Source organism: Streptomyces sp. NPDC046261, assembly GCF_040646235.1.
In the GTDB taxonomy this organism is placed as follows: Bacteria; Actinomycetota; Actinomycetes; order Streptomycetales; family Streptomycetaceae; genus Streptomyces.
The window spans coordinates 399,798-419,997 of the sequence record NZ_JBEYZU010000005.1 but is presented as its reverse complement, the minus strand read 5'-3'; the positions used below and the strand labels follow the sequence as shown (position 1 = coordinate 419,997).

Annotated in this window: 17 protein-coding genes; 5 read left to right on the top strand and 12 right to left on the bottom strand. The window is 73.8% G+C overall.

Translation table 11 applies throughout. The annotated features are described in order from the left end of the window. Nucleotides 1–98 precede the first annotated feature (98 nt). Both ABZ956_RS13210 and ABZ956_RS13205 read right to left on the bottom strand, forming a co-directional pair. Nucleotides 99–1,736 carry an ABC-F family ATP-binding cassette domain-containing protein gene (locus tag ABZ956_RS13210; protein WP_361891421.1) on the bottom strand — a complete coding sequence of 546 codons (1,638 nt, stop codon included), beginning with the start codon at nucleotides 1,734–1,736 and terminating at the stop codon, nucleotides 99–101. Between the two features lie 50 nt (nucleotides 1,737–1,786). Beyond that, entirely contained in the window at nucleotides 1,787–2,938 is a 1,152-nt protein-coding gene (locus ABZ956_RS13205) for an oxidoreductase (protein WP_361891418.1), read from the bottom strand. Nucleotides 2,939–3,007: 69 nt separating this feature from the next. On the opposite strand from ABZ956_RS13205, the gene ABZ956_RS13200 reads away from it, so the two are divergent. Then, nucleotides 3,008–3,961, top strand: coding sequence for an FAD-dependent oxidoreductase (locus ABZ956_RS13200; protein WP_361891415.1), 954 nt, complete (start codon nucleotides 3,008–3,010; stop codon nucleotides 3,959–3,961). Between the two features lie 48 nt (nucleotides 3,962–4,009). On the opposite strand, the gene ABZ956_RS13195 is transcribed toward ABZ956_RS13200, so the two are convergent. After that, on the bottom strand, nucleotides 4,010–5,983 hold the full coding sequence (locus ABZ956_RS13195) for a Xaa-Pro dipeptidyl-peptidase (RefSeq protein ID WP_361891412.1): 1,974 nt from the start codon (nucleotides 5,981–5,983) through the stop codon (nucleotides 4,010–4,012). 195 nt (nucleotides 5,984–6,178) lie between these two features. Here ABZ956_RS13195 and ABZ956_RS13190 point away from each other — a divergent pair, with 195 nt between their 5' ends. Further along, nucleotides 6,179–7,699, top strand: coding sequence for a M1 family metallopeptidase (locus ABZ956_RS13190; protein ID WP_361891409.1), 1,521 nt, complete (start codon nucleotides 6,179–6,181; stop codon nucleotides 7,697–7,699). Nucleotides 7,700–7,834: 135 nt separating this feature from the next. Then, nucleotides 7,835–8,587, top strand: a complete 753-nt coding sequence (locus ABZ956_RS13185; RefSeq protein ID WP_361891406.1) for a MerR family transcriptional regulator — start codon at nucleotides 7,835–7,837, stop codon at nucleotides 8,585–8,587. A 40-nt stretch (nucleotides 8,588–8,627) separates the two neighbouring features. Here the strand turns inward: ABZ956_RS13185 and ABZ956_RS13180 are convergent, their stop codons facing one another. The 8 genes from ABZ956_RS13180 to ABZ956_RS13145 form a co-directional block, all read right to left on the bottom strand. Beyond that, the gene (locus ABZ956_RS13180; protein WP_361891404.1) at nucleotides 8,628–10,808 is read right to left on the bottom strand and encodes a 3-hydroxyacyl-CoA dehydrogenase NAD-binding domain-containing protein; all 2,181 of its coding nucleotides are present in this window, start codon (nucleotides 10,806–10,808) and stop codon (nucleotides 8,628–8,630) included. A gap of 42 nt (nucleotides 10,809–10,850) precedes the next feature. After that, the gene (locus ABZ956_RS13175) at nucleotides 10,851–12,065 is read right to left on the bottom strand and encodes an acetyl-CoA C-acetyltransferase (protein ID WP_361891401.1); all 1,215 of its coding nucleotides are present in this window, start codon (nucleotides 12,063–12,065) and stop codon (nucleotides 10,851–10,853) included. Nucleotides 12,066–12,104: 39 nt separating this feature from the next. Beyond that, complete coding sequence (locus tag ABZ956_RS13170) at nucleotides 12,105–13,247, bottom strand: acyl-CoA dehydrogenase family protein (protein ID WP_361891398.1); 1,143 nt, start codon at nucleotides 13,245–13,247, stop codon at nucleotides 12,105–12,107. Next, the gene (locus ABZ956_RS13165; RefSeq protein ID WP_361891395.1) at nucleotides 13,244–14,392 is read right to left on the bottom strand and encodes a CaiB/BaiF CoA-transferase family protein; all 1,149 of its coding nucleotides are present in this window, start codon (nucleotides 14,390–14,392) and stop codon (nucleotides 13,244–13,246) included. Before ABZ956_RS13165 ends, ABZ956_RS13170 begins: the two co-directional genes overlap by 4 nt. Nucleotides 14,393–14,491: 99 nt before the next feature. Beyond that, nucleotides 14,492–14,845, bottom strand: a complete 354-nt coding sequence (locus ABZ956_RS13160; RefSeq protein WP_361891392.1) for an MmcQ/YjbR family DNA-binding protein — start codon at nucleotides 14,843–14,845, stop codon at nucleotides 14,492–14,494. Between the two features lie 55 nt (nucleotides 14,846–14,900). After that, on the bottom strand, nucleotides 14,901–15,836 hold the full coding sequence (locus ABZ956_RS13155) for a dihydrodipicolinate synthase family protein (RefSeq protein ID WP_361891498.1): 936 nt from the start codon (nucleotides 15,834–15,836) through the stop codon (nucleotides 14,901–14,903). Nucleotides 15,837–15,849: 13 nt separating this feature from the next. Beyond that, nucleotides 15,850–16,314 (bottom strand): nuclear transport factor 2 family protein, encoded by a 465-nt coding sequence (locus ABZ956_RS13150; protein WP_361891389.1) that lies wholly within the window; start codon nucleotides 16,312–16,314, stop codon nucleotides 15,850–15,852. Nucleotides 16,315–16,441: 127 nt separating this feature from the next. Continuing rightward, nucleotides 16,442–17,134, bottom strand: coding sequence for an endonuclease V (locus ABZ956_RS13145; RefSeq protein ID WP_361891496.1), 693 nt, complete (start codon nucleotides 17,132–17,134; stop codon nucleotides 16,442–16,444). A gap of 79 nt (nucleotides 17,135–17,213) precedes the next feature. Here ABZ956_RS13145 and ABZ956_RS13140 point away from each other — a divergent pair, with 79 nt between their 5' ends. After that, entirely contained in the window at nucleotides 17,214–17,513 is a 300-nt protein-coding gene (locus ABZ956_RS13140; RefSeq protein ID WP_361891386.1) for a YciI family protein, read from the top strand. Here the strand turns inward: ABZ956_RS13140 and ABZ956_RS13135 are convergent. Beyond that, on the bottom strand, nucleotides 17,502–18,602 hold the full coding sequence (locus ABZ956_RS13135) for an oxidoreductase (RefSeq protein ID WP_361891493.1): 1,101 nt from the start codon (nucleotides 18,600–18,602) through the stop codon (nucleotides 17,502–17,504). The genes ABZ956_RS13140 and ABZ956_RS13135 overlap by 12 nt on opposite strands. A gap of 141 nt (nucleotides 18,603–18,743) precedes the next feature. Here ABZ956_RS13135 and ABZ956_RS13130 point away from each other — a divergent pair, with 141 nt between their 5' ends. Then, complete coding sequence (locus tag ABZ956_RS13130; RefSeq protein ID WP_361891384.1) at nucleotides 18,744–19,949, top strand: histidine kinase; 1,206 nt, start codon at nucleotides 18,744–18,746, stop codon at nucleotides 19,947–19,949. The last annotated feature ends 251 nt before the right edge of the window (nucleotides 19,950–20,200 follow it).

Below are 20,200 nucleotides of genomic sequence, written 5' to 3'. Positions count from 1 at the left end.
CCTCAAACGCCGGACGGGCTGATTTTCAGCCCGTCCGGCGTTTGAGGACCGGGGTCCGGGGCGGAGCCCCGGTTACGGGAAGGGGCGGGGTGGGGAAATCAACGCTCTGCCAGCCGGCCCTCGGCCACTTCGAGACGGCGGGTCGTATGGACCGCGTCCAGCATGCGGCGGTCGTGCGTCACCAGCAGCAGCGTGCCGTTGTACGAGGCGAGCGCCGACTCCAGCTGCTCGATCGCCTGCAGGTCGAGATGGTTCGTGGGCTCGTCCAGGACGAGCAGGTTGACGCCCCTGGCCTGCAGGAGGGCGAGCGCGGACCGGGTGCGCTCGCCCGGCGAGAGGGTGGCGGCCGGGCGCAGGACGTGCGCGGCCTTGAGGCCGAACTTCGCCAGCAGGGTGCGGACTTCCGCCGGGGGCAGCTCGGGGACCGCCGCCCCGAAGGCGTCCAGCAGGGCCTCGTCGCCGAAGAACAGGGCCCGTGCCTGGTCCACCTCGCCGACGACGACGCCCGGGCCCAGCGCCGCGCTGCCCTCGTCCAGCAGCAGCCGTCCCAGCAGGGCGGCGAGGAGGGTGGACTTGCCCGAGCCGTTGGCGCCGGTGACGGCGACCCGGTCGGCCCAGTCGATCTGCAGGTCGAGGGGGCCGAGCGTGAACGGGCCCCGGCGCACCACCGCGCCGCGCAGCGTCGCGACGACCGCGCCCGAGCGGGGCGCGGCGGCGATCTCCATGCGCAGCTCCCACTCCTTGCGGGGCTCCTCGACGACGTCCAGCCTCTCGATGAGGCGCTCGGTCTGGCGGGCCTTGGCGGCCTGCTTCTCGGTCGACTCGGCGCGGAACTTGCGGCCGATCTTGTCGTTGTCGGTGGACTTGCGGCGGGCGTTGCGGACGCCCTTCTCCATCCAGTTGCGCTGGGTGCGGGCGCGGGCCTCGAGCGAGGAGCGGGTGTCGGCGTACTCCTCGTAGGCCTCGCGGGCGTGCCGGCGCGCGGTCTCGCGCTCCTCCAGGTAGGCGGTGTAGCCGCCGCCGTAGAGGTTGACCTGCTGCTGGGCGAGGTCGAGTTCGAGGACCTTGTCGACGGTGCGGGCGAGGAACTCGCGGTCGTGGCTGACGAGGACCGTGCCGGCGCGCAGGCCGGTGACGAAGTCCTCCAGCCGCGCCAGGCCGTCCAGGTCGAGGTCGTTGGTGGGCTCGTCCAGGAGGAAGACGTCGTAGCGGCTGAGGAGCAGCGAGGCGAGGCCGGCGCGGGCGGCCTGGCCGCCGGAGAGGGCGGTCATGGGCCGGTCCAGGCCGACGGTGAGGCCGAGGGAGCCGACGACCTCCTCCGCCCGCTCGTCGAGGTCGGCGCCGCCCAGGCCGAGCCAGCGCTCGAGGGCGACGGCGTAGGCGTCGTCGGCGCCGGGCGTGCCGTCGACGAGCCCCTGGGTGGCGGCGTCGAGGGCGGCCTGCGCGGCGGTGACGCCGGTGCGGCGGGCGAGGAAGGCCCGTACGGTCTCGCCCTGCCGGCGCTCGGGCTCCTGCGGCAGGTGGCCGACCGTCGCGGCCGGCGGGCTGAGCCGCAGGGTGCCCTCGTCGGGGGTGGCGAGGCCGGCGAGCAGGCGGAGGAGGGTGGACTTCCCGGCGCCGTTGGCTCCGACGAGACCGATGACCTCACCGGGCGCGACGACGAGGTCGAGCCCGGAGAAGAGGGTGCGGTCGCCGTGTCCGGCGGCGAGGTCCTTGGCGACGAGGGTGGCACTCATGAGACCACGACTGTAGCCGCTGGGCAGGGGGCCGCCGAAACCGGTTTTTCTCAGCCGGGCACCCTGGCGACCAGCACTTCGCCGTACGTCCGGGCCACGACGTAGGCGAGGCGGGCCCCGAGTGGGACGCGGTGCGGGCCGGGTTCCAGCCGGTCGTCGAAGAGCTCGCGGGCCCGGGTCCGTCGCAGGGGTCCGCTGCCGTAGCCGGTGAGCCGCACCCGGCAGGGGGCCGCCACCTCGACCCGGGCCTCGCCCGCGGCCGCGGTGAGCCCGCTCAGGCGGCGCCGGCCGTCCGGTGGGGGCTGCAGCGCCTGCTCGACCTGGGCGAGCAGCACCGCCAGGAGCGGGGCCGGTGCCTCGACGAAGCCGGCGTCGTGGCCGGCGGCCGCGAACGCGGCGCGCACCGCGGCCCGCTCCTCCTCGCCGACCGCGGGGGCGAAGGCCACGGCGCCGTAGCTCCGTATCTCGTCCGCGTGCGCGCACACCGCGTCGCGGGTGATGTCGGCGCCCGTGCCGAGGGTGCGCAGGGTGGCCGCGAGCCGGGCGAAGAGGGCGACGCGGGGGCCGACGAGCAGCACGCGCCGGGGGCGTGCCATCGGGGCGCGGCCGGCGAGGAGGCGGCGCAGCACGGCGCGGTACTCCTCGGCGCGGAAGCGGAAGGGGCCGATGCCCGGGTAGCCGTGGCGGGTGGGGTCCGCCGGCGGCGTGGTCTGCCGGGCGAAGTCCCGCCAGACGACGTCCGTGCCGTCGCGCTCGACGACGGCGCTGATCGCCTCGCACCGCGCCTGATGCCGCGCTTGACCGCCCGCGGGGCGCGACGACTCGTGCGGGGCGCCGGCCGGCTCCTCAGCGGCTTCGGGGCGGCCACTGTCCGCCGGCTCGCCCGGCGCGGGACGCGGCGGCAGGTGTTGGCCGGCCGACGTGTCGCCGGTACTCCCGCACGCCGGGCAGGCGTAGATCACCTGGCGTCCGCCGGCGCCGTCCGCCGGGAGCAGCGCCCGCACCTGTGCGGCGGACAGGGGTGGCCCGAGGGCCGCGGTGGGCGGCGGGAGCGTGCCGGCGCCGGCCAGGCGCAGCAGCAGGGGCGTGCCGTCCACCACGAAGTCCTGTGGTTCGCCGGGGACTTCGTCGCCGTCGTAGGCCGGCACGGCGCCGGCGTGCGGGGCCGGCGTCAGTGCGAAGGTCGCGTACTCCACCACCATGCCCGCAGTATTCCCACGGGTGTGCCGCTTCGAGCCCGGTGGCGGGGTTTTCGGTTGTACCGTCGGCGCATGGCAAGCGATGTGATCGTTGTCGGCGCCGGCGTCACCGGTCTGACCAGCGCGATCGTGCTGGCGGAGCGGGGGCGCGCGGTCGAGGTGTGGACGCGCTCCCCCTCCTCGCGGACCACGTCGGCGGTGGCCGGGGGCCTGTGGTGGCCCTACCGGATCGAGCCGCTGGAAGCGGCCGGCCGCTGGGCGCTGCGCTCGCTGGCGGTCATGGCGGGGCTGGCCGGGCGGCCCGCCGAGACCGGGGTGCGCATGGCCGAGGGCACGCACGCGGGCCGGACGCCGGACGAGTTGGGGCCGTGGGCGGCCAGGGTGGCGGGGCTGCGGGCCGCGGGGGCGGGCGAGTTGCCGCGCGGGTACGACCGTGGGGTGCGGGCCCGCGTACCCCTGCTGGACATGGCGACGCACCTGGCCTATCTCCAGCGCAGGCTGGCGGCGGCGGGCGGCACGGTCGCCGTCCGGCCGCTGTCCTCGCTGGCGCAGGCGGCCGCGGCGGCGCGGACGGTCGTCAACTGCTCGGGGCTCGGCGCCCGGGACCTGGTCCCCGACCCGGCCGTCCATCCGGTGCGCGGCGAACTGGTGGTGGTCGAGGATCCGGGGATCGAGGAGTGGTTCACGGTCGTCGCCGAGGGCAGGGCTGACACGCTGTACGTGCTGCCGCAGCCGTACGGGGTCGTCCTCGGCGGCACCGCCCGCGAGCATGTGTGGGACCGTACGCCCTCGCCCTGCACGGCCCAGGCGATCATCGGCCGTTGCTCGCGGGTCTTCCCCCGGCTGGGCCAGGCCCGTGTCCTGGCGCATCGTGTGGGGCTGCGTCCGGCGCGCCCGCGCGTGCGGCTGGAGGCCGAGCGGCTGCCGTGCGGTGCGCGGGTGGTGCACAACTACGGTCACGGCGGTGCGGGCATCACGGTCTCGTGGGGCTGCGCGCTGGACGTCGCGGACCTGGCCGAGGGCTGAGACAGCGCGGGTGGGGCTCCCCTTTTCGCGGGGGAGCCCCCAGGCCGCTCAGGGCAGGTGTACCGGTGCGGGTACGCGCAGGCCGGGCCGCACGGTGTGGTCGAGGTCGTACGGGCGGGCGTCGCGCGTCGCCCGGGCGAAGGCCGCGGGGCCGCCGACGAGCGGCAGGCTCGCGGAGGTGCGGCGCAGGTCGAGCGTGAGGTGCGGGGTGGTGGAGGCCGGTTCGACCAGGCCGGCGTCCGTGCCGGCCACGATCAGCGCCAGCCGGTGGCCCGCCGGGACGACGTGGTCGGTGGCGGCCAGGTCGAGGGTGACGGTGTAGGGCTTGCCGGGAGTGAGCGGGCCGCCGTGGGAGAGGTCCGCGGCGTGGCCGAGGTCGGCCCAGCCCCTGCTGACGACGGTGTGGCCGACGTTCGCCACGTCCGCCCCGGTCCGCTTGAAGCAGCCGGTGTCGGCGGGGGTGCCGCTGCCCCAGCAGGTGCGCTCGGCGAGGGTGAGGATGCCCTCGCCCGGGGCGGCGTAGTCGCGGATGGCGGCCGGGCCGAGGTCGACGAGGACGGCCGTGACGTGCGCGGAGGCGGTGGACGGCGTGAGGGTGAGCCGGACCGTCGGGGAGCCCGACAGCCGTAGGTCGCGTGTCAGGGGGCGGGTGGTGAAGCCGGCCTTGGCCGGTGTCGTCCGGTCGATGTGGGCGGCCCAGTCGCTCTCGTCCAGCTTCGGGTCGTCGGTGAAGGACTCGGTCGTGCCACGGGGTGCGGGCTCGGTGCCCAGGGTGCCGACGCCGGGCAGCGGGCCGGCGGCCGGGCGCAGGGTGGTGGCGCGGGTGGTGCGGGGCGGCCAGAGGCGGTCGGTGGACCACTGGTCGGGGGCGCGTTCGACGTCGGCCATGGGCTCGCGTTCGATGCCGTTGTCGTAGCCGAGGAGGTAGTGGTCGAACCAGCGGTGCAGGGTGCGTACCCAGGCGTCGCGGCGGAAGTCGAAGGGGTCGACGTGTCCGGCCTGGGACAGCCAGACCTTGCGCTCCACGCCGTGGTCGGCGAGCGCGTCCCACCACGGGCCGAAGTGCTGGGTGCGGACGTTGAGGTCCTGCATGCCGTGGACGGCCAGGACGCTGGCGCGGACCTTGTGCGCGTCCTTGACGTAGTCGCGCTCGCTCCACAGGGGCGTCCAGTCGCCGTTGCGGGGCGCGCCTTCGACGAGTCGGCGCTGCACGGCCTGGCAGCGGCCGCGTGCCCCGGGGCTCTCGACGTGGTGGGCGAGGCCGTCGGGGCCGCTGCCGAAGAGTGCGGCGCCCTGGGCGAAGTAGTAGTCGTACCAGGAGCTGATGGCCCCGATGGGGACGATGGTCTTCAGGCCCTCGACGCCGGTGGCGGCGACGCCGTTGGCGATGGTGCCGTCGTAGCTCTTGCCGATCATGCCGACGGCGCCGGTGGCCCAGCCGGCGGTGGCCTTCGTCCGGCCGGTGCGGGAGGCGTAGCCGTGGGCGCGGCCGCCCAGCCAGTCGACGACGGCCTTGGCGGACTGGATGTCGGAGCGGCCGCCGACGTCGACGCAGCCGTCGGAGCGGTTGGTGCCGGCGAGGTCGACGAGGACGACGGCGTAGCCGCGCGGGACGAAGAAATTGTCGTAGTACAAGGGGAATTGAAGGGGGTTCCCCTGGGCGTCGTAGGTCTTCTTCTGGCTTTCGTTGCCGCGCCCGCAGCAGGAGTAGTACGGGCTGGCGTCCATGATGACGGGCACCTTCAGGCCCTGCTCGGCGGCCTCGCGGGGCCGGATGATGTCGACGGCGACGCGGTCGGTGCGTCCGTCGCCGTCACCGTCGAGCCGGGTGTCCACCCATACGGATTCACGGATGGCGTGGTCGTAGGAGTAGACGGGTCTGCTCTCGCCCGGCGTTCTCGGGCCGCCGGGGGTGGCGTGGGCGGCGCCCGGTGCCGCCAGGAGCACGGCCAACAGGGCGGCCAGGGCCGCTGGTAAGGACTGGGTCCAGGGTATGCGGGCCTTCCCCGCGTGTGTGGGCACGGGCGGACGGTAGCGCGGTAACCCATGCGCAGAAAGGGGTTGGCGGGGCTTGGTGGGGCTTGGCGGGGGGCGCGGAGGGCGGTCGTGACGGGCACGTGTCGTTCACATGTCGGAATGCACCATGGACATAGCCGCACCGGCAATGAGTACATAGGCTGCGATTGATCTTTCGCCCCCTACGAGTTGGAGTGACTCGTGCGTCACAGACTCATCGTTCCGAGCGCGGCCGCCGCCTTCATGCTGCTGGCGATCCCGGCATCGGCTGCCGACGCCACGCCGGGCGCTCCGGGTGCCGGAGACTCCTACTACCCGGCTTCCGGGAACGGCGGCTACGACGTCTCCCACTACGACCTGAGGCTGAAGTACCAGCCCAGGACGGACAAGCTGGAGGGCACGGCGACGCTGACCGCCACCACCACGCAGGCGCTGTCGCGCTTCAACCTGGACTTCGCGCTGAACGTCAGCGAGGTGCTGATCAACGGCCACAAGGCCGCGTTCGCCAAGTCCGGCGACCACGAACTGGAGATCACGCCCTCCTCGGCGCTGGAGAAGGGCCGGGAGATCACGGTGGTCGTCCGCTACAGCGGCGTGCCCTCGCAGGTGCAGATCGGCGGCTACTCCGCCTGGCAGCGCACCCCGGACGGGGCGGTCGTGGCCAACGAGCCGGAGTCGGCGGTGTGGTGGTTCCCGAGCAACGACCACCCGCTCGACAAGGCCACCTACGACATCTCGGTCTCGGTGCCGGACGGTCTGCAGACGGTCAGCAACGGCGAACTGAAGTCGCAGAGCTCCAAGCTGGGCTGGACGCGCTACAACTGGCGCTCGACCAAGCCGCAGGCCAGCTATCTGACCACGCTGGCGATCGGCAAGTTCGACATCACCACCGACAAGACGGCGGCCGGCCTGCCGGTGCTCAACGCCTACAGCAAGGACCTCGGCGACAACCTCGCCTCGGCCAAGGCCAGCGTCGGGCGCACCACGGAGATCGTCGACTGGGAGAGCACCGTCTTCGGCCCGTACCCGTTCAACGCCATCGGCGGCTACGTGCCGAACGTGAAGACCGGCTACGCCCTGGAGACCCAGACCCGGCCGTACTACAGCCCCTCCGGCTTCGCCAACGGCTCGAACGCCTCGCTGGTCGTGCACGAGCTGGCCCACCAGTGGTTCGGCGACAGCGTCTCGGTGAAGGACTGGCGCGACATCTGGGTCAACGAGGGCTTCGCCACCTACGCGCAGTGGCTGTGGTCGGAGAAGGAGGGCGAGGGCACCGGGCAGGAGCTCGCGAACTACGTCTACGACTCCATCCCGGCGGACAACCCGTTCTGGAAGGTCAAGCCGGGCGACCCGGGCGCGGCCAACCAGTTCCACAGCGCCGTCTACCAGCGCGGCGCGGTCGCCCTCCAGGCCCTGCGCAACAAGGTCGGCGACAAGGTCTTCTTCTCGATCGTCAAGCAGTGGACGACCGAGAAGAAGTTCGGCAACAGCTCGGTGCAGGACTTCGTGAAGTTCGCGGAGAAGGCGTCCGGGAAGCCGCTGCAGGCGCTGTTCGACACCTGGCTGTTCACGGACAGCAAGCCCAGTGCGGCCGTCGCCGCGAAGGACGGCATCGGCAAGTCCACCACGGCCGACAAGGCGGGCCGGTCCCTGACCGGCAAGACCGCCCAGCCCAAGTCCTGGAAGAAGATCCAGGACGCGCAGAGCGCCCACCGGCACTGACCCAGCGCGCAAGGGCCCGTCACCGCGGCGACGGGCCCTTCCCGCGTGCCCGGGGGCGCCTGTGAGGTTTCACAGCGGTGGTGGCACAGCAATACTGTTGAGCCGAAGGGCGCGACAGAGAGCGAGGCACCGCTGATGGACACATCCGCCGGGAACGCAGCGGACACCGTGGAAGAGGGCCTCACCGTCGACGAGTTGGCCGCCCGCGCCGGCGTGACCGTCCGCACGGTGCGCTTCTACAGCACCCGGGGGCTGCTGCCCCCGCCGGCGATCGGGCCGCGCCGGGTGGGCCGTTACGGCCCGGACCACCTCTCGCGGCTGGCCCTGATCGAGGAGCTGCAGCACCAGGGCCTGACGCTGGCCGCCATCGAGCGCTACGTGCGGCGCCTCCCGGAGAGCCTCAGCGCCCAGGACCTGGCCATTCACCGCGCCCTGGTGGCCTCCTGGACCCCCGACGAGGCCGGGGAGGCCACCCGGGCCCAGCTCGAGCGGCGGGCCGGGCGGGCCCTGTCCGAGGAGGACATCGACCGGCTCGCCGCCATGAACGTCCTGGAGCGTGGCGGGGACGCCGAAGGCGGCGCCGCCTTCCGGGTGGACCCCGGGCTGCTGGGGCTGGGGGTGCGGCTGCTGGACGTACCGATCGCCCTGGAGACGATCCTGGCGGCCCGCACGGTCCTGCTGGAGCACGCCCGTTCGACGGCCCGGGAGCTGACGCGGCTCTTCCACGACGAGGTGTGGGGGCCCTACCGGGAGCAGGAGAGCGATCCGGAGCAGGTGGAGGCCATGAAGTCGCTGTCGGCCCACATGCAGCCCCTGGTGGTGCAGGCGCTGGTCACCGCGTTCCAGCGGTCGCTCAAGCAGGAGCTGCGGGCGACGTACGGGGGCTGAGGAGCCGGGCCCCCGTACGTCCCGTGCGCGGTGGGCGGGGTCAGTCGGTGAAGGTCTCGCCCTGCTCCGCCTTCTCCAGCAGCAGCGCGGGCGGTGCGAACCGCTCCCCGTAGGCGGCCTGAAGCTCGCGGGCGCGCGCCACGAAGCCGGGCAGGCCGCCCTCGTAGCCGTTGATGTACTGCAGCACACCGCCGGTCCAGCCGGGGAAGCCGATGCCGAGAAGGGAGCCGATGTTGGCGTCGGCGACCGAGGTCAGCACGCCCTCCTCCAGGCAGCGGACCGTGTCCAGCGCCTCCGAGAAGAGCATCCGCTCCTTCATGTCCGCGAACGGGATCCGTGTGTTGTCCGCGCCGAAGTGCTCGGCCAGCCCGGGCCACAGACCGGCCCGCTTGCCGTCGGCGTAGTCGTAGAAGCCGGCCCCGCCGCTGCGGCCCGTACGCCCGAACTCCTCCACCATGCGGTCGATGACCGCGTCGGCGGGGTGCGGGGTCCAGGTGCCGCCGGCCTCCTCGACCGCGCGCCGGCTCTCCTCGCGGATCTTCCGGGGCAGGGTGAGGGTCAGCTCGTCCATCAGGGAGAGCACCTTGGCGGGGTAGCCGGCCTGGGCGGCGGCCTGTTCCACGGAGGCGGCGGGAACGCCCTCGCCGATCAGCGCGACGCCCTCGTTGATGAACCGCCCGATGACGCGCGAGGTGAAGAAGCCGCGTGAGTCGTTGACGACGATGGGGGTCTTGCGCAGCTGCCGGACCAGGTCGAAGGCGCGGGCCAGGGCCTCGTCGCCGGTCCGCTCCCCCTTGATGATCTCCACCAGCGGCATCTTGTCGACGGGCGAGAAGAAGTGCAGCCCGACGAAGTCGGCGCGCCGCTCGACGCCCTCGGCGAGCAGGGTGATGGGCAGGGTGGAGGTGTTGGAGCACAGCAGCGCGTCCGGCTCGACGATGTGCTGGATCTCCTGGAACACCTTGTGCTTGAGGGCCGGGTCCTCGAAGACGGCCTCGATGACGGCGTCGCAGCCCGCCAGGTCGGCGGCGTCGGCGGTCGGGGTGATGCGGGCGAGGAGCGCGTCGCGCTTCTCCTCGGTCGTACGGCCCTTGGCCAGCGCCTTGGCGAGCAGGCCCTCGGAGTACGCCTTGCCCTTGCGGGCGTTCTCCAGGGAGACGTCCTTGAGGACGACGTCGATGCCGGCCCGCGCGCAGGAGTAGGCGATGCCCGCGCCCATCATGCCCGCGCCCAGCACCGCGACCTTGCGTACGGTGCGGGGCTCGATGCCCTGGGGGCGGTTGGCGCCGGAGTTGACGGCCTGCAGGTCGAAGAAGAACGCCTGGATCATGTTCTTGGCGGTCTGCCCGGTGACCAGCTCGGTGAAGTAGCGGGCCTCGATGACCTGCGCGGTCTCGAAGTCGACCTGCGAGCCCTCGACGGCGGCGGCCAGGATGTTGCGGGGCGCCGGATAGGGGGCGCCGCCGGTCTGCTTCTTCAAGGTGGCGGGGAAGGCCGGCAGGTTGGCGGCGAAGCGCGGGCTGGCCGGGGTGCCGCCGGGGATCTTGTACCCCTTGACGTCCCAGGGCTGCTGCGAGCGCGGGTTGGCCTCGATGAACGCGTGGGCCTTGGCCAGCAGTTCCTCCGGGTCGGCGGCCACCTCGTGCACCAGCCCGGCCTCCAGCGCGCGGCGCGGGTCGTACTGCGTGCCCTGGAGCAGCACCTTCAGCAGCGCGTCCGCGATGCCGAGCAGGCGTACGGTGCGGGTGACGCCGCCGCCCCCGGGCAGCAGGCCGAGGGTGACCTCGGGCAGGCCGATCTTCGAGCCGGGCGCGTCGAGGGCGACCCGGTGGTGACAGGCCAGGGCGATCTCGTACCCCCCGCCGAGCGCCGCGCCGTTGACGGCGGCGACGACGGGTACGCCGAGGGTCTCGATGCGGCGCAGGTCGCGCTTGACCGTCATGCCCGCCTCGAAGATCCGCTCGGCGTCGGCGGGGGTGGCGGCGATCAGCTCGCGCAGGTCGCCGCCCGCGAAGAAGGTCTTCTTGGCGGAGGTGACGATGACGCCGCGCACGGACTCGGGGTCGGCCCGGTGTTCCGCCTCCAGGCGGTCGGCGACCGCGGTGAGGGAGGTCTTGAAGGCGTCGTTCATGGTGTTGGCGGACTGCCGGGGGTCGTCGAGGGTGAGGGTGACGACACCGCCGGCGCTCCGCTCGTAACGGATGGTGGTGGGCTCGCTCATGTTCGCAGTCTCCAGAGGGGAAGGGATGGGGAGGGGGAAGACCTACACGCGCTCGACGATCGTCGCGATCCCCATGCCACCTCCCACGCACAGCGTGATCAGCCCGTACCGGCCGCCCCGCCGCTCCAGTTCGTCGACGACCGTCCCGAGCAGCATCGCCCCGGTCGCTCCCAGCGGGTGCCCCATGGCGATGGCCCCGCCGTTGACGTTGATGCGCTCCAGCCCGATCCCCATGTCCTTGGCGAAGCGCAGCACCACGGCCGCGAACGCCTCGTTGACCTCGATGAGGTCGATGTCGTCGATGCTCAGCCCGGCCTTGGCGAGCGCCTTGCGGGTGGCGGGGGCCGGCCCGGTGAGCATGATCGTGGGGTCGGAGCCGGAGACGGCGCCGGCGACGATACGGGCCCGGGGCCGCATCCCGTGGCGCTCGCCGACCTCGCGGTTGCCGATGGCGACGAGCGCGGCGCCGTCGACGATGCCGGAGGAGTTCCCGGCGTGGTGGACGTGGTCGATCTTCTCCACCCAGTGGTACTGCTGCAGCGCCACGGCGTCGAAGCCGCCCTGCTCGCCGATGGCCGCGAAGGACGGCTTGAGGGCGGCGAGGGACTCGGCGGTGGTGCCGGGGCGGATGTGCTCGTCGCGGTCGAGGACGACCAGGCCGTTGCGGTCGCGCACCGGCACGACGGAGCGGTCGAAGCGGCCCTGCTTCCATGCCTCGGCGGCCAGTTCCTGGGAGCGGGCGGCGAAGGTGTCCACGCCGAGCCGGGAGATGCCCTCGAGCGTGGCGATCAGGTCGGCGCCGATGCCCTGGGGCGCGAAGTTGACGTCGAAGTTGGTCATCGGGTCCGCGAACCAGGCGCCCCCGTCGGATGCCATGGGCACCCGCGACATCGACTCGACGCCGCCGGCGAGGACGAGGTCCTCCCAGCCGGAGCGGACCTTGGCCGCGGCGAGGTTGACGGCCTCCAGGCCCGACGCACAGAAGCGGTTCTCCTGGACGCCCGCCACGGTGTCGGGCAGTCCGGCGGCGATGGCGGCGATGCGGGCGATGTCGGAGCCCTGGTCCCCGACGGGGCTGACGACGCCGAGCACGATGTCGTCGATCGCGGCCGGGTCCAGGTCCGGGAAACGGCGCCGCAGTTCGTGGATGAGGCCGACGACGAGGTCGATGGGCTTGGTGCCGTGCAGGGCGCCGTTGGCCTTGCCGCGCCCGCGCGGGGTGCGGATCGCGTCGTATACGTACGCTTCGGTGCTCAAGGTCGTAAGCCTTTCAAGGGGTCCGGGTGGGGCAGCGGGTCAGGAGAGCAGGGAGCGGCCGATGATCTCCTTCATGATCTCCGTCGTGCCACCGTAGATCGTCTGGATCCGGCCGTCGGTGAAGGCCTTGGCGACCCGGTATTCGGTCATGTAGCCGTATCCGCCGTGCAGTTGCAGGCAGCGGTCGGCCACGCGTTTTTGCAGCTCGGTCGCCCACCACTTGGCCATGGAGGCGTGCACGGCGTCCAGCTCGCCCCGGTCGTGGTCGGTGACGCAGCGGTCGAGGAAGGCGCGGGTGACGGCGCACTCGGTGGCCATCTCGGCGATCTCGAAGCGGATGTGCTGGAGCCTGGCCAGCGGCCGGCCGAACGCCTCGCGCTCCTTGACGTACCGGGTGGTCGTCTCCAGCAGGTGCTCGGCCCCGGCGATGGCGGCGACGGCGATGCTCAGCCGCTCCTGCGGCAGGTTGGTCATCAGGTGCGCGAACGCGCCGTCGCGCTCGCCGAGCAGGTTCTCCTTGGGGACGCGGACGTCGTCGAAGAACAGCTCGGCGGTGTCCTGGGCCTTCTGCCCGATCTTGTCGAGGTTGCGGCCCCGTTCGAAGCCCGGCGTGCCCCGCTCGACCACCAGCAGGCTCAGCCCCTTGGCTCCGCCCTCGGGCGTCGTCCTGGCCACGACGACGACCAGGTCGGCGAGGATGCCGTTGGAGATGAAGGTCTTGGAGCCGTTCAGCAGCCAGTGGTCGCCGCGGTCCTCGGCGAGGGTGCGGATGCCCTGCAGGTCGGAGCCGGCGCCGGGCTCGGTCATGGCGATGGCGCTGATGGTCTCGCCCGTGCAGAAGCCGGGCAGCCAGCGGCTCTTCTGCTCGTCGGTGGCGAGCGTGGTCAGGTACGGGCCGACGATGTCGTTGTGCAGCCCGATCGCCAGCCCGGAGGCCCCGGCACGGGTGAACTCCTCGGTGAGCACCGCGCTGTAGCGGAAGTCGGTGTTGCCTCCGCCGCCGTACTCCTGCGGCACGGCGAGCCCGAGCAGGCCCTGCCGGCCGGCCGCGAGCCAGGCTTCGCGGGAGACGATCCCGTCCTTCTCCCAGCGCTCGTGGTGCGGGGTCACCTCCTTGTCCAGGAAGGTGCGGACGGTCGCGCGGAAGGCCTCGTGGTCGGCGGTGAAGAGCTGACGCTTCATGAATGCGGGCTGCCTTTCCGGGGCGCGGGCTGCTGAAGTGCGGGTACGTCCCAGTCGCGCGCCACCTCGGCGGTGTCCGCGCCGGGCCGTGCGGGCGGGCGGCGCAGGGAGGTGGGGGTCGCCGAGAAGCGCGGGGCGGGGGCGGGCTGGGTGACGCCGTCGTGGGCGGCGAAGGTGCCGCGCGCGGCCAGGTGCGGGTGTCCGGGGGCCTCGCGCAGCGACAGGACGGGCGCCACGCAGGCGTCCGACCCCTCGAACACCGCGGTCCACTCGGCGCGGGTACGGCCGCGGAAGCGCTCGGCGATGACGGTGCGCAGCTCGTCCCAGCGGGCGGGGTCCGTACGCTCGGGCGCGGTCTGCTCGATGCCCAGGAGGCGGGTGAACTCGGCCCAGAACCGGGGCTCCAGCGCGCCGACCGCCATGTGGCCGCCGTCAGCGGTCTCGTAGGTGCCGTAGAAGGGCGCGCCACCGTCCAGGAGGTTGGCCGCGCGCCGGTCCTGCCAGCCGCCGGCCGCCATCATGCCGTGCAGCATCGCGGTGAGGTGGGCGGTGCCGTCGACGATGGCGGCGTCGACGACCTGGCCGGCGCCATGGGCGCGGGCGTGCTGGAGGGCGGCGAGGACGCCGATGACGAGGTAGAGGGAGCCGCCGGCGTAGTCGCCCAGGAGGTTGGCCGGGGCGACGGGCGGGCCGTCGGCGGGGCCGGTCATGCCCAGGGCGCCGGTGACGGCGATGTAGCCGATGTCGTGCCCGGCGGTGTGGGCGAGCGGCCCGTCCTGTCCCCAGCCGGTCATGCGCCCGTAGACGAGGGCGGGGTTGCGGGCCAGGGCCTCGCGGGGGCCGACGCCCAGGCGCTCGGCGACGCCGGGGCGGTAGCCCTCGATGAGGATGTCGGCCCGCTCGGCCAGGTCGAGCACGGTGCGCGGGCCGTCCGGCGCCTTGAGGTCGACCAGGACCGAACGTTTGTTGCGGTTGGTGACGTCGTACGCGGGGTCGATGTGCAGCCCCTGGCCGCCCGGGCGGTCGACGCGGACCACGTCGGCGCCGAGGTCGGCGAGCAGCATCGCGGCGAACGGGCCGGGCCCGATCCCCGCGAGCTCGACCACGCGCACTCCGGTGAGCGGACCGTTCCCTGTGCCTGCCATGCGGCCCCCACGTCCGGTCTCTTATGACATCACCGCTGTAACACTCGTGATGTTAAGAACGTGTTCCACCGTCCACAAGCCCCTGAGCGCTGCCCGCCCTCACCCGGCGTCGAGTTCGGCGACGAGCCGCTTGGGGGCGATGGTGCGGTAGCTCTCCTCGACCCAGTCGCAGAGCAGGTCGGCGGGGGCGCCGCCGGTCAGCGGGATCGTCACCCAGCCGGATCTGCCCAGGCCGTAGCCGGTGGGGGCGGCGCCGGGGACGGCGAGGGCGTGGCCGTGGGCCTCCTCGTCCTTGAGCTTGACGGAGATGGCCGGGGAGTCGGTGTTCCCCTCCTCGCCGAGGAAGACGAAGATCTTCTTGTTGACCTTGACCACCGCGTCCTCGCCCCAGGGGAACTCCTCGACGGCGCCCGGGAGCGAGAGGGCGAAGGCACGCACGGTATTCCGGGACATGGGGGACACCCTATGCGGCTCCCTGTGCGGCCGCGCCGCAGGGCGGAGCCCCGGTTCACAGCAACCCGGCCTCCACCAGCAGCCGCCGCACCGCCGTCACCGCGTCCGCCGGCAACGGCCGCAGCGGCGCGGCCGTCGCCGCGCAGTCGATGACGCCCAGCAGGTGCAGCGCCGCCTTGAAGCCGCCCAGGACGGACGCGCTGCCGCTCATCCCGGCCGGCTCGCCCGCCTCCACCAGCGCGAACAGGGCCACCAGGCGGTCCTGTTCGGCGGCCGCCTCGGCCCAGCGTCCGGCGCGGGCGTGCTCGTACAGCCGTACGTAGCCGGCCGGGTCCACGTTGCCCAGCCCGGGCACCACGCCGTGCGCCCCGGCCAGCAGGGCCGCGTCGACGGTCAGTTCGGAGCCGGTCAGGACGGCGAAGGTGCGGTCGAGGCCCTGCCCGCGCAGGGCGAGGAGCAGGCGGCGCAGGGCGCCGAGGTCGCCGCTGCTGTCCTTGAGCCCGGCCAGGGTCCCGTCCGCGGCGAGCTCGACGAGCGTCGCCGCCGGGAGCTTGCTGTGGACGGCGGAGGGGATGTCGTAGGCGATGAGCGGCAGGTCGACGGCGTCGCGCACCCGGCGGTAGTGGGCGGCGGTCTCGGCCGGGTGGGTGCCGGTGTAGAAGGGGGCGGTGGCCACGAGCGCGTCCGCGCCGAGCCCGGCGGCGGCGCGGGCGTGCTCCAGGACGCGCGCGGTGGTCATGTCGATGACACCGGCCAGGACGGGCACCCGGCCGGCGACGGCGTCGACGGTGGCCCGCAGCGCGGTGCGGCGCTGGGCGTCGCTCAGATGGGCGCTCTCCCCGCTGGTGCCGAGGGCGAAGACGGCGTCGACGCCCGCGGCGAGCTGGCGTTCGACGTGCGCGGCGAGCGAGCGGAGGTCGACGTCCCCGGCGCGGGTGAGCGGAGTGCACAGCGGCGGCACGACGCCGGACAGGGGCACGGGCAGCGGCATGGTCACGACCGCCTCAGTCCGCGGGCCGGCCGACCGCGTCCGGCGTCAGGAGGCCGAGCTGGGTCAGCAGGCGGGCCAGGTCCCAGTAGGTCCGCACCAGGCGGATGCGGCCGTCGGGGGCGAACTCCATGAAGGCCGCGCCCGCGTAGGCGAAGGACTTGCCCATGGCCTGCGGGAAGTCCAGCTTGCCGTGGCCGCGCCGCAGCGTCCCGCGAACGGCCCACTCCACCGACGCCCGGTCGCCGCTCACCACGCGGCCGCGCTCGGTTCTGACGATGTCGGGCACCGCGGTGACCCACGACCGGAAGTCCGCGGCCAGCTCCGCGTGCCCGCTCAGCACGCGTCCGGTCGGCACGTCCTCGTCGACCGCGTCCTCGGTGAAGCAGGACAGGAACTTCCCCACGTCCTTCTCGGTGGAGGAGGAGATCCAGGCGGTGATGGTGCCCGCCCGCGCTTCCAGGCCCGGTTCGTCGTGCATCGTGCGCCCGCCTCTCGTCTCCCGCCACGCCGTCGGGGTCCGTGTCCGGCCCGTCCCCGGGGCCGGCGACGGCCCCCGGGGAAAGCTGCCCGCGCGGGGCGCGCGCAATCCCGTCGGGGCGTACGGGCTATCGGCCGGCGAGCAGGGCGCGCCGGCACAGGGAGTCGGCGGCGCGGGTGGTCTCCGGGACGCGGTAGCGGGGGGACAGGCGCAAGGTGTGGGCGCACGCGTGGTCCAGGCTCACGCGGTGGCCGACCGAGACGAAGACCGGTTTGACGCCCTGCTGGGTGCGCAGGGCGCGGCCGACCTCCTCCTCGCCGTCCAGCAGCGGGGAGGTGTCGCCGCGGTGGGGGCCGGGGGGTTCGTGGCGGAAGGTGAAGGGGTTCTTGGCGACGCCGATCGTGGGCAGGCCGGTCAGCACGCCGAGGTGGGCGGCCAGGCCGAAGCGGCGCGGGTGGGCGAGGCCGTAGCCGTCGCAGACGACGAGGCCGGGGGTGACGGCGAGGCGGTCCAGGGCGGCGAGCACGGCGGGGATCTCACGGAAGGCGAGCAGGCCGGGGACGTAGGGGAAGGAGACGCGGCCGGTGGCGGTCGCCTCGCCGACGACCTCGAGGGTGAGCGCGTCGAGCGCCACGGCGGCCGCCGCGACGAGGTCGCGCCCGTCGTCGTAGGCGACGTCCACGCCGGCCACGACCAGGGGCGCGCCGGGCGGCGGGCCCGGCTCGTCCAGCACCACCCGCCCGCGCAACTCGTCCTGGACGGCCCTCGCTTCCGTCTCCGTCGTGGGCCAGTCGGGCGGCAGGTCGTATGCGTCGCTCATGATGGCCCCACGGTAGGCGACGGGCGCGTCGCGCCGGTCGGCGGGCACCCCCGCCGGCCGGCGGCGTAGCCTGTCGATCATGTTCGTACTGGAGCTGACCTACATCGCGCCGATCGAGCGGATCGACGCCGCTCTGCAAGAGCACGTCGCCTGGCTGGACGCGCACTACGCGTCCGGTGTCTTCATCGCCTCGGGACGGAAGGTGCCGCGCGACGGCGGGATCATCCTGGCCCTCGGCGAGGACCGGGCGAAGATCGAGGAGATCACCCGGAGCGACCCCTTCACGGTGGCGGGGGTGTGCGAGTACACCATCACCGAGTTCATCCCGACGAAGACCGCCCCGGCGCTGGAGCAGTACCGCCAGGAACTACCGTCCTGAGCGCACCTGGAGCCGGGCCGCGCGGCCCTTCTCCCCCGCCGCCCAGCAGCCGCCGTCCGGCGCGCAGTCGACCGTGTCGTACGAGCCGGCGTCGAAGCCGTGCCAGGTGCGGCCGCCGTCCGTGGTGACCTCGCTGCCGGTCGGGCCGACGGCGAGGGCCGTGGTGCGGCTGCGCGGCAGCCAGGCGACGCCGGAGCGGTAGGCGGCGGGCGGCCGGCCCGCCGCCCTCCAGGTGGCGCCGCCGTCCGCGGTGCCGGCGGCGGCCCGCTCGGAGGGCTGCCCGGCGCGGTGGTCGCCGCCGACGGCCAGGCCGTGGGCGCGGTCGCGGAAGGCGAGGGCGAAGACGCCGCGTGCCGCGTCCCCGGCCGGCACGGGCGCCTCGGTGACGGTCCAGGTGCGGCCCCGGTCGGCGGAGTGCAGCACGCGCGAGACGGCCGCGCCGCCGGTGGCGATCCACGCGTCCCGGCGGCCGGAGCTCACCACGCACTGGCCGCTCGCGGCGAACGCCGCCTCACCCGGCAGGGCGGCGGGCATGCCCTCGGAGGGCAGCACCCGCCAGCTGCGGCCGCCGTCCCCGGTGGCCAGGACGCGGAACCTGCCGTCGACGGGGTCGCCCAGGGCGATGCCGGCGCGCCGGTCGAAGAAGGTCACGCAGTCGTAGAAGGCCCTCGGGTCGGTGTTGCGGAATGTCTGCGTCCAGCTCGCGCCGCCGTCGTCCGTGCGGTAGATCCGCGATGCCTCGCCCTCGCCGATGGCCAGGACGACCGCGTGCCGCGCGTCGAAGGCCGCCACGTCCCGGAACTCCAGCTCCCCCGCGCCGGGCGGCGAGACGTCGCGCCAGCGACGGCCGCCGTCCCGGGTGAGCAGCACCGTGCCCTTGGTGCCCGCCACCCACGCCGTGGAGCGGCCGACCGCCGCGAGCCCCCGGAAGCGGGCGTCCCCGCCGGTGTCCTTGGCCTCCCAGGACAGGCGCGGCGCGGGCCGCTGGTCGGCGTGCGCCGGTGCCGTCCCGGCCAGGGCGAGCGCCGCCACGGACGCCGCCGCGAGCAGGATGCGCGGCGCCGTGCCCGGTTTCCCCTTGTTCCCCATGCGTCTCATGGGGCCGGAAGCTAGCGGAGCCCGGCGGGGCCGTCCATGGAAACGAGAACGTCAAAGATTCATCCTTTTGGCCAGCGGACGGTGGCTGTACGGGCGATCCGGGCCGCCGCCCCTCCCGCCTAGCGTGGGTCCATGACCCAGCTCCCGTTGCCGTCCCCGCCCTTCCCGCGCCCCGCGCCGGCCGTGCTCCGCGTCCCCCGGCAGGCCGTGCGCGGCCGGGGCTGGCTGCTGGCGGTCCTGGGCGGGCTGTGGATGATCGAGGGCCGGGTGCTGAGCCGGGGGACGGACTACTCCGCTTCCCCCGGCGGCCATCACGCGCACCTGGTGGTCTGGATCGCCGGGCTGCTGGTGGCCGCCTGCGTCCTGCCGTGGGCGCACCTGGCCACCCGGGCGGCGGCCGCGGTGGTGGTGTCCTGGTCGGCGACCGGCTATCTGCTGACGGCCGGGCAGCACGTGCCCGTCTGGGGCGTCACCGAGAGCGCCGCGCTGCTGGCGCTGCTGGGCGTGGTCGTCTGGCGCACCGAGGTGCGGGCGGCGGTCCCGCTGGGGACGGCGCTGGCAGCGGGAGTGCTCGCCGCGCCGGTGCGGGACGCGGAGGCGCTGGGCGCCACCGTGGTCGCCTACGCCCTGGTGGTGGCCGCCGTGACGGCGGCGGGCCTGTGCCTGCGCCACCGCGACGTCGAGCGGGCCAGGGCGGTGGCCGCGGCGCGTGACGCCGAACGCCGGGAGCTGGCGGGCGAGCTGCACGACTTTCTCGCCCACCACGTCGCGGCGATGACGCTGCTGGCCAAGGCCACCGGCCCGGTCGCGCGGGACGAGCGCGTCGCGGCGTCGCTGCGCGACATCCAGGAGGCGGGCGACGAGGCGATGACCTCGGCGCGGCGGCTGCTGAAGGTGCTGCGGCAGGAGCGGGCGCACCGCGGTCCGCTGCCGGGCCTGGACCGCACCGCCGAGCTGGTCGACGGCTTCCGCGCCGGCCACCCGGGCACGCGGGTCACGTGGAGCGTCGGGCCCGGTTTCGACGCCGGGCTCGCGCCCGAACTCGCCGCCTCCGTGCACCGCATCGTCGGCGAGGGCCTGGCCAACGCGGCCCGGCACAGTCCGGACGCGTCCGCGGTGGAGGTGACGCTGCGCCGGTCCGGGGAACGGCTGTTCGTGTCCGTGCGCAACAACGGTGCCCCGGCGCACGCGTATGCCCCGCGCGCCCCCGAGGACACCGGCGGGCTGGGGCTCGTGGGCCTCGCCGAACGGGCGGACGCCATCGGCGGTTCGCTGACGGCCGGTCCGCTCGCGGGGGGCGGCTGGGAGGTACTGGCGGTTCTCCCCGTCCGGCAGTGAAACCGCGCGACCCCCGTACGCGGTCCTGATCCGTGAGCATCCGAAATCACAGTCGGACGGCATGGTTCCGCCCACGCTTGGGGTATTCCTTTGAGTTCGTAGACGTAGAAGGCAAATGTCTTCTTTTTCAAGGCAAGTGACGCAGCTCACGCTGGATTCATGTGCACTACCGCGATCGATCGACCGTCTCACCCGTCGGAGAAGAGAAGTCGGTCGTAGAGCGGACGTCGCACGCGGCACGGAAGCGCACC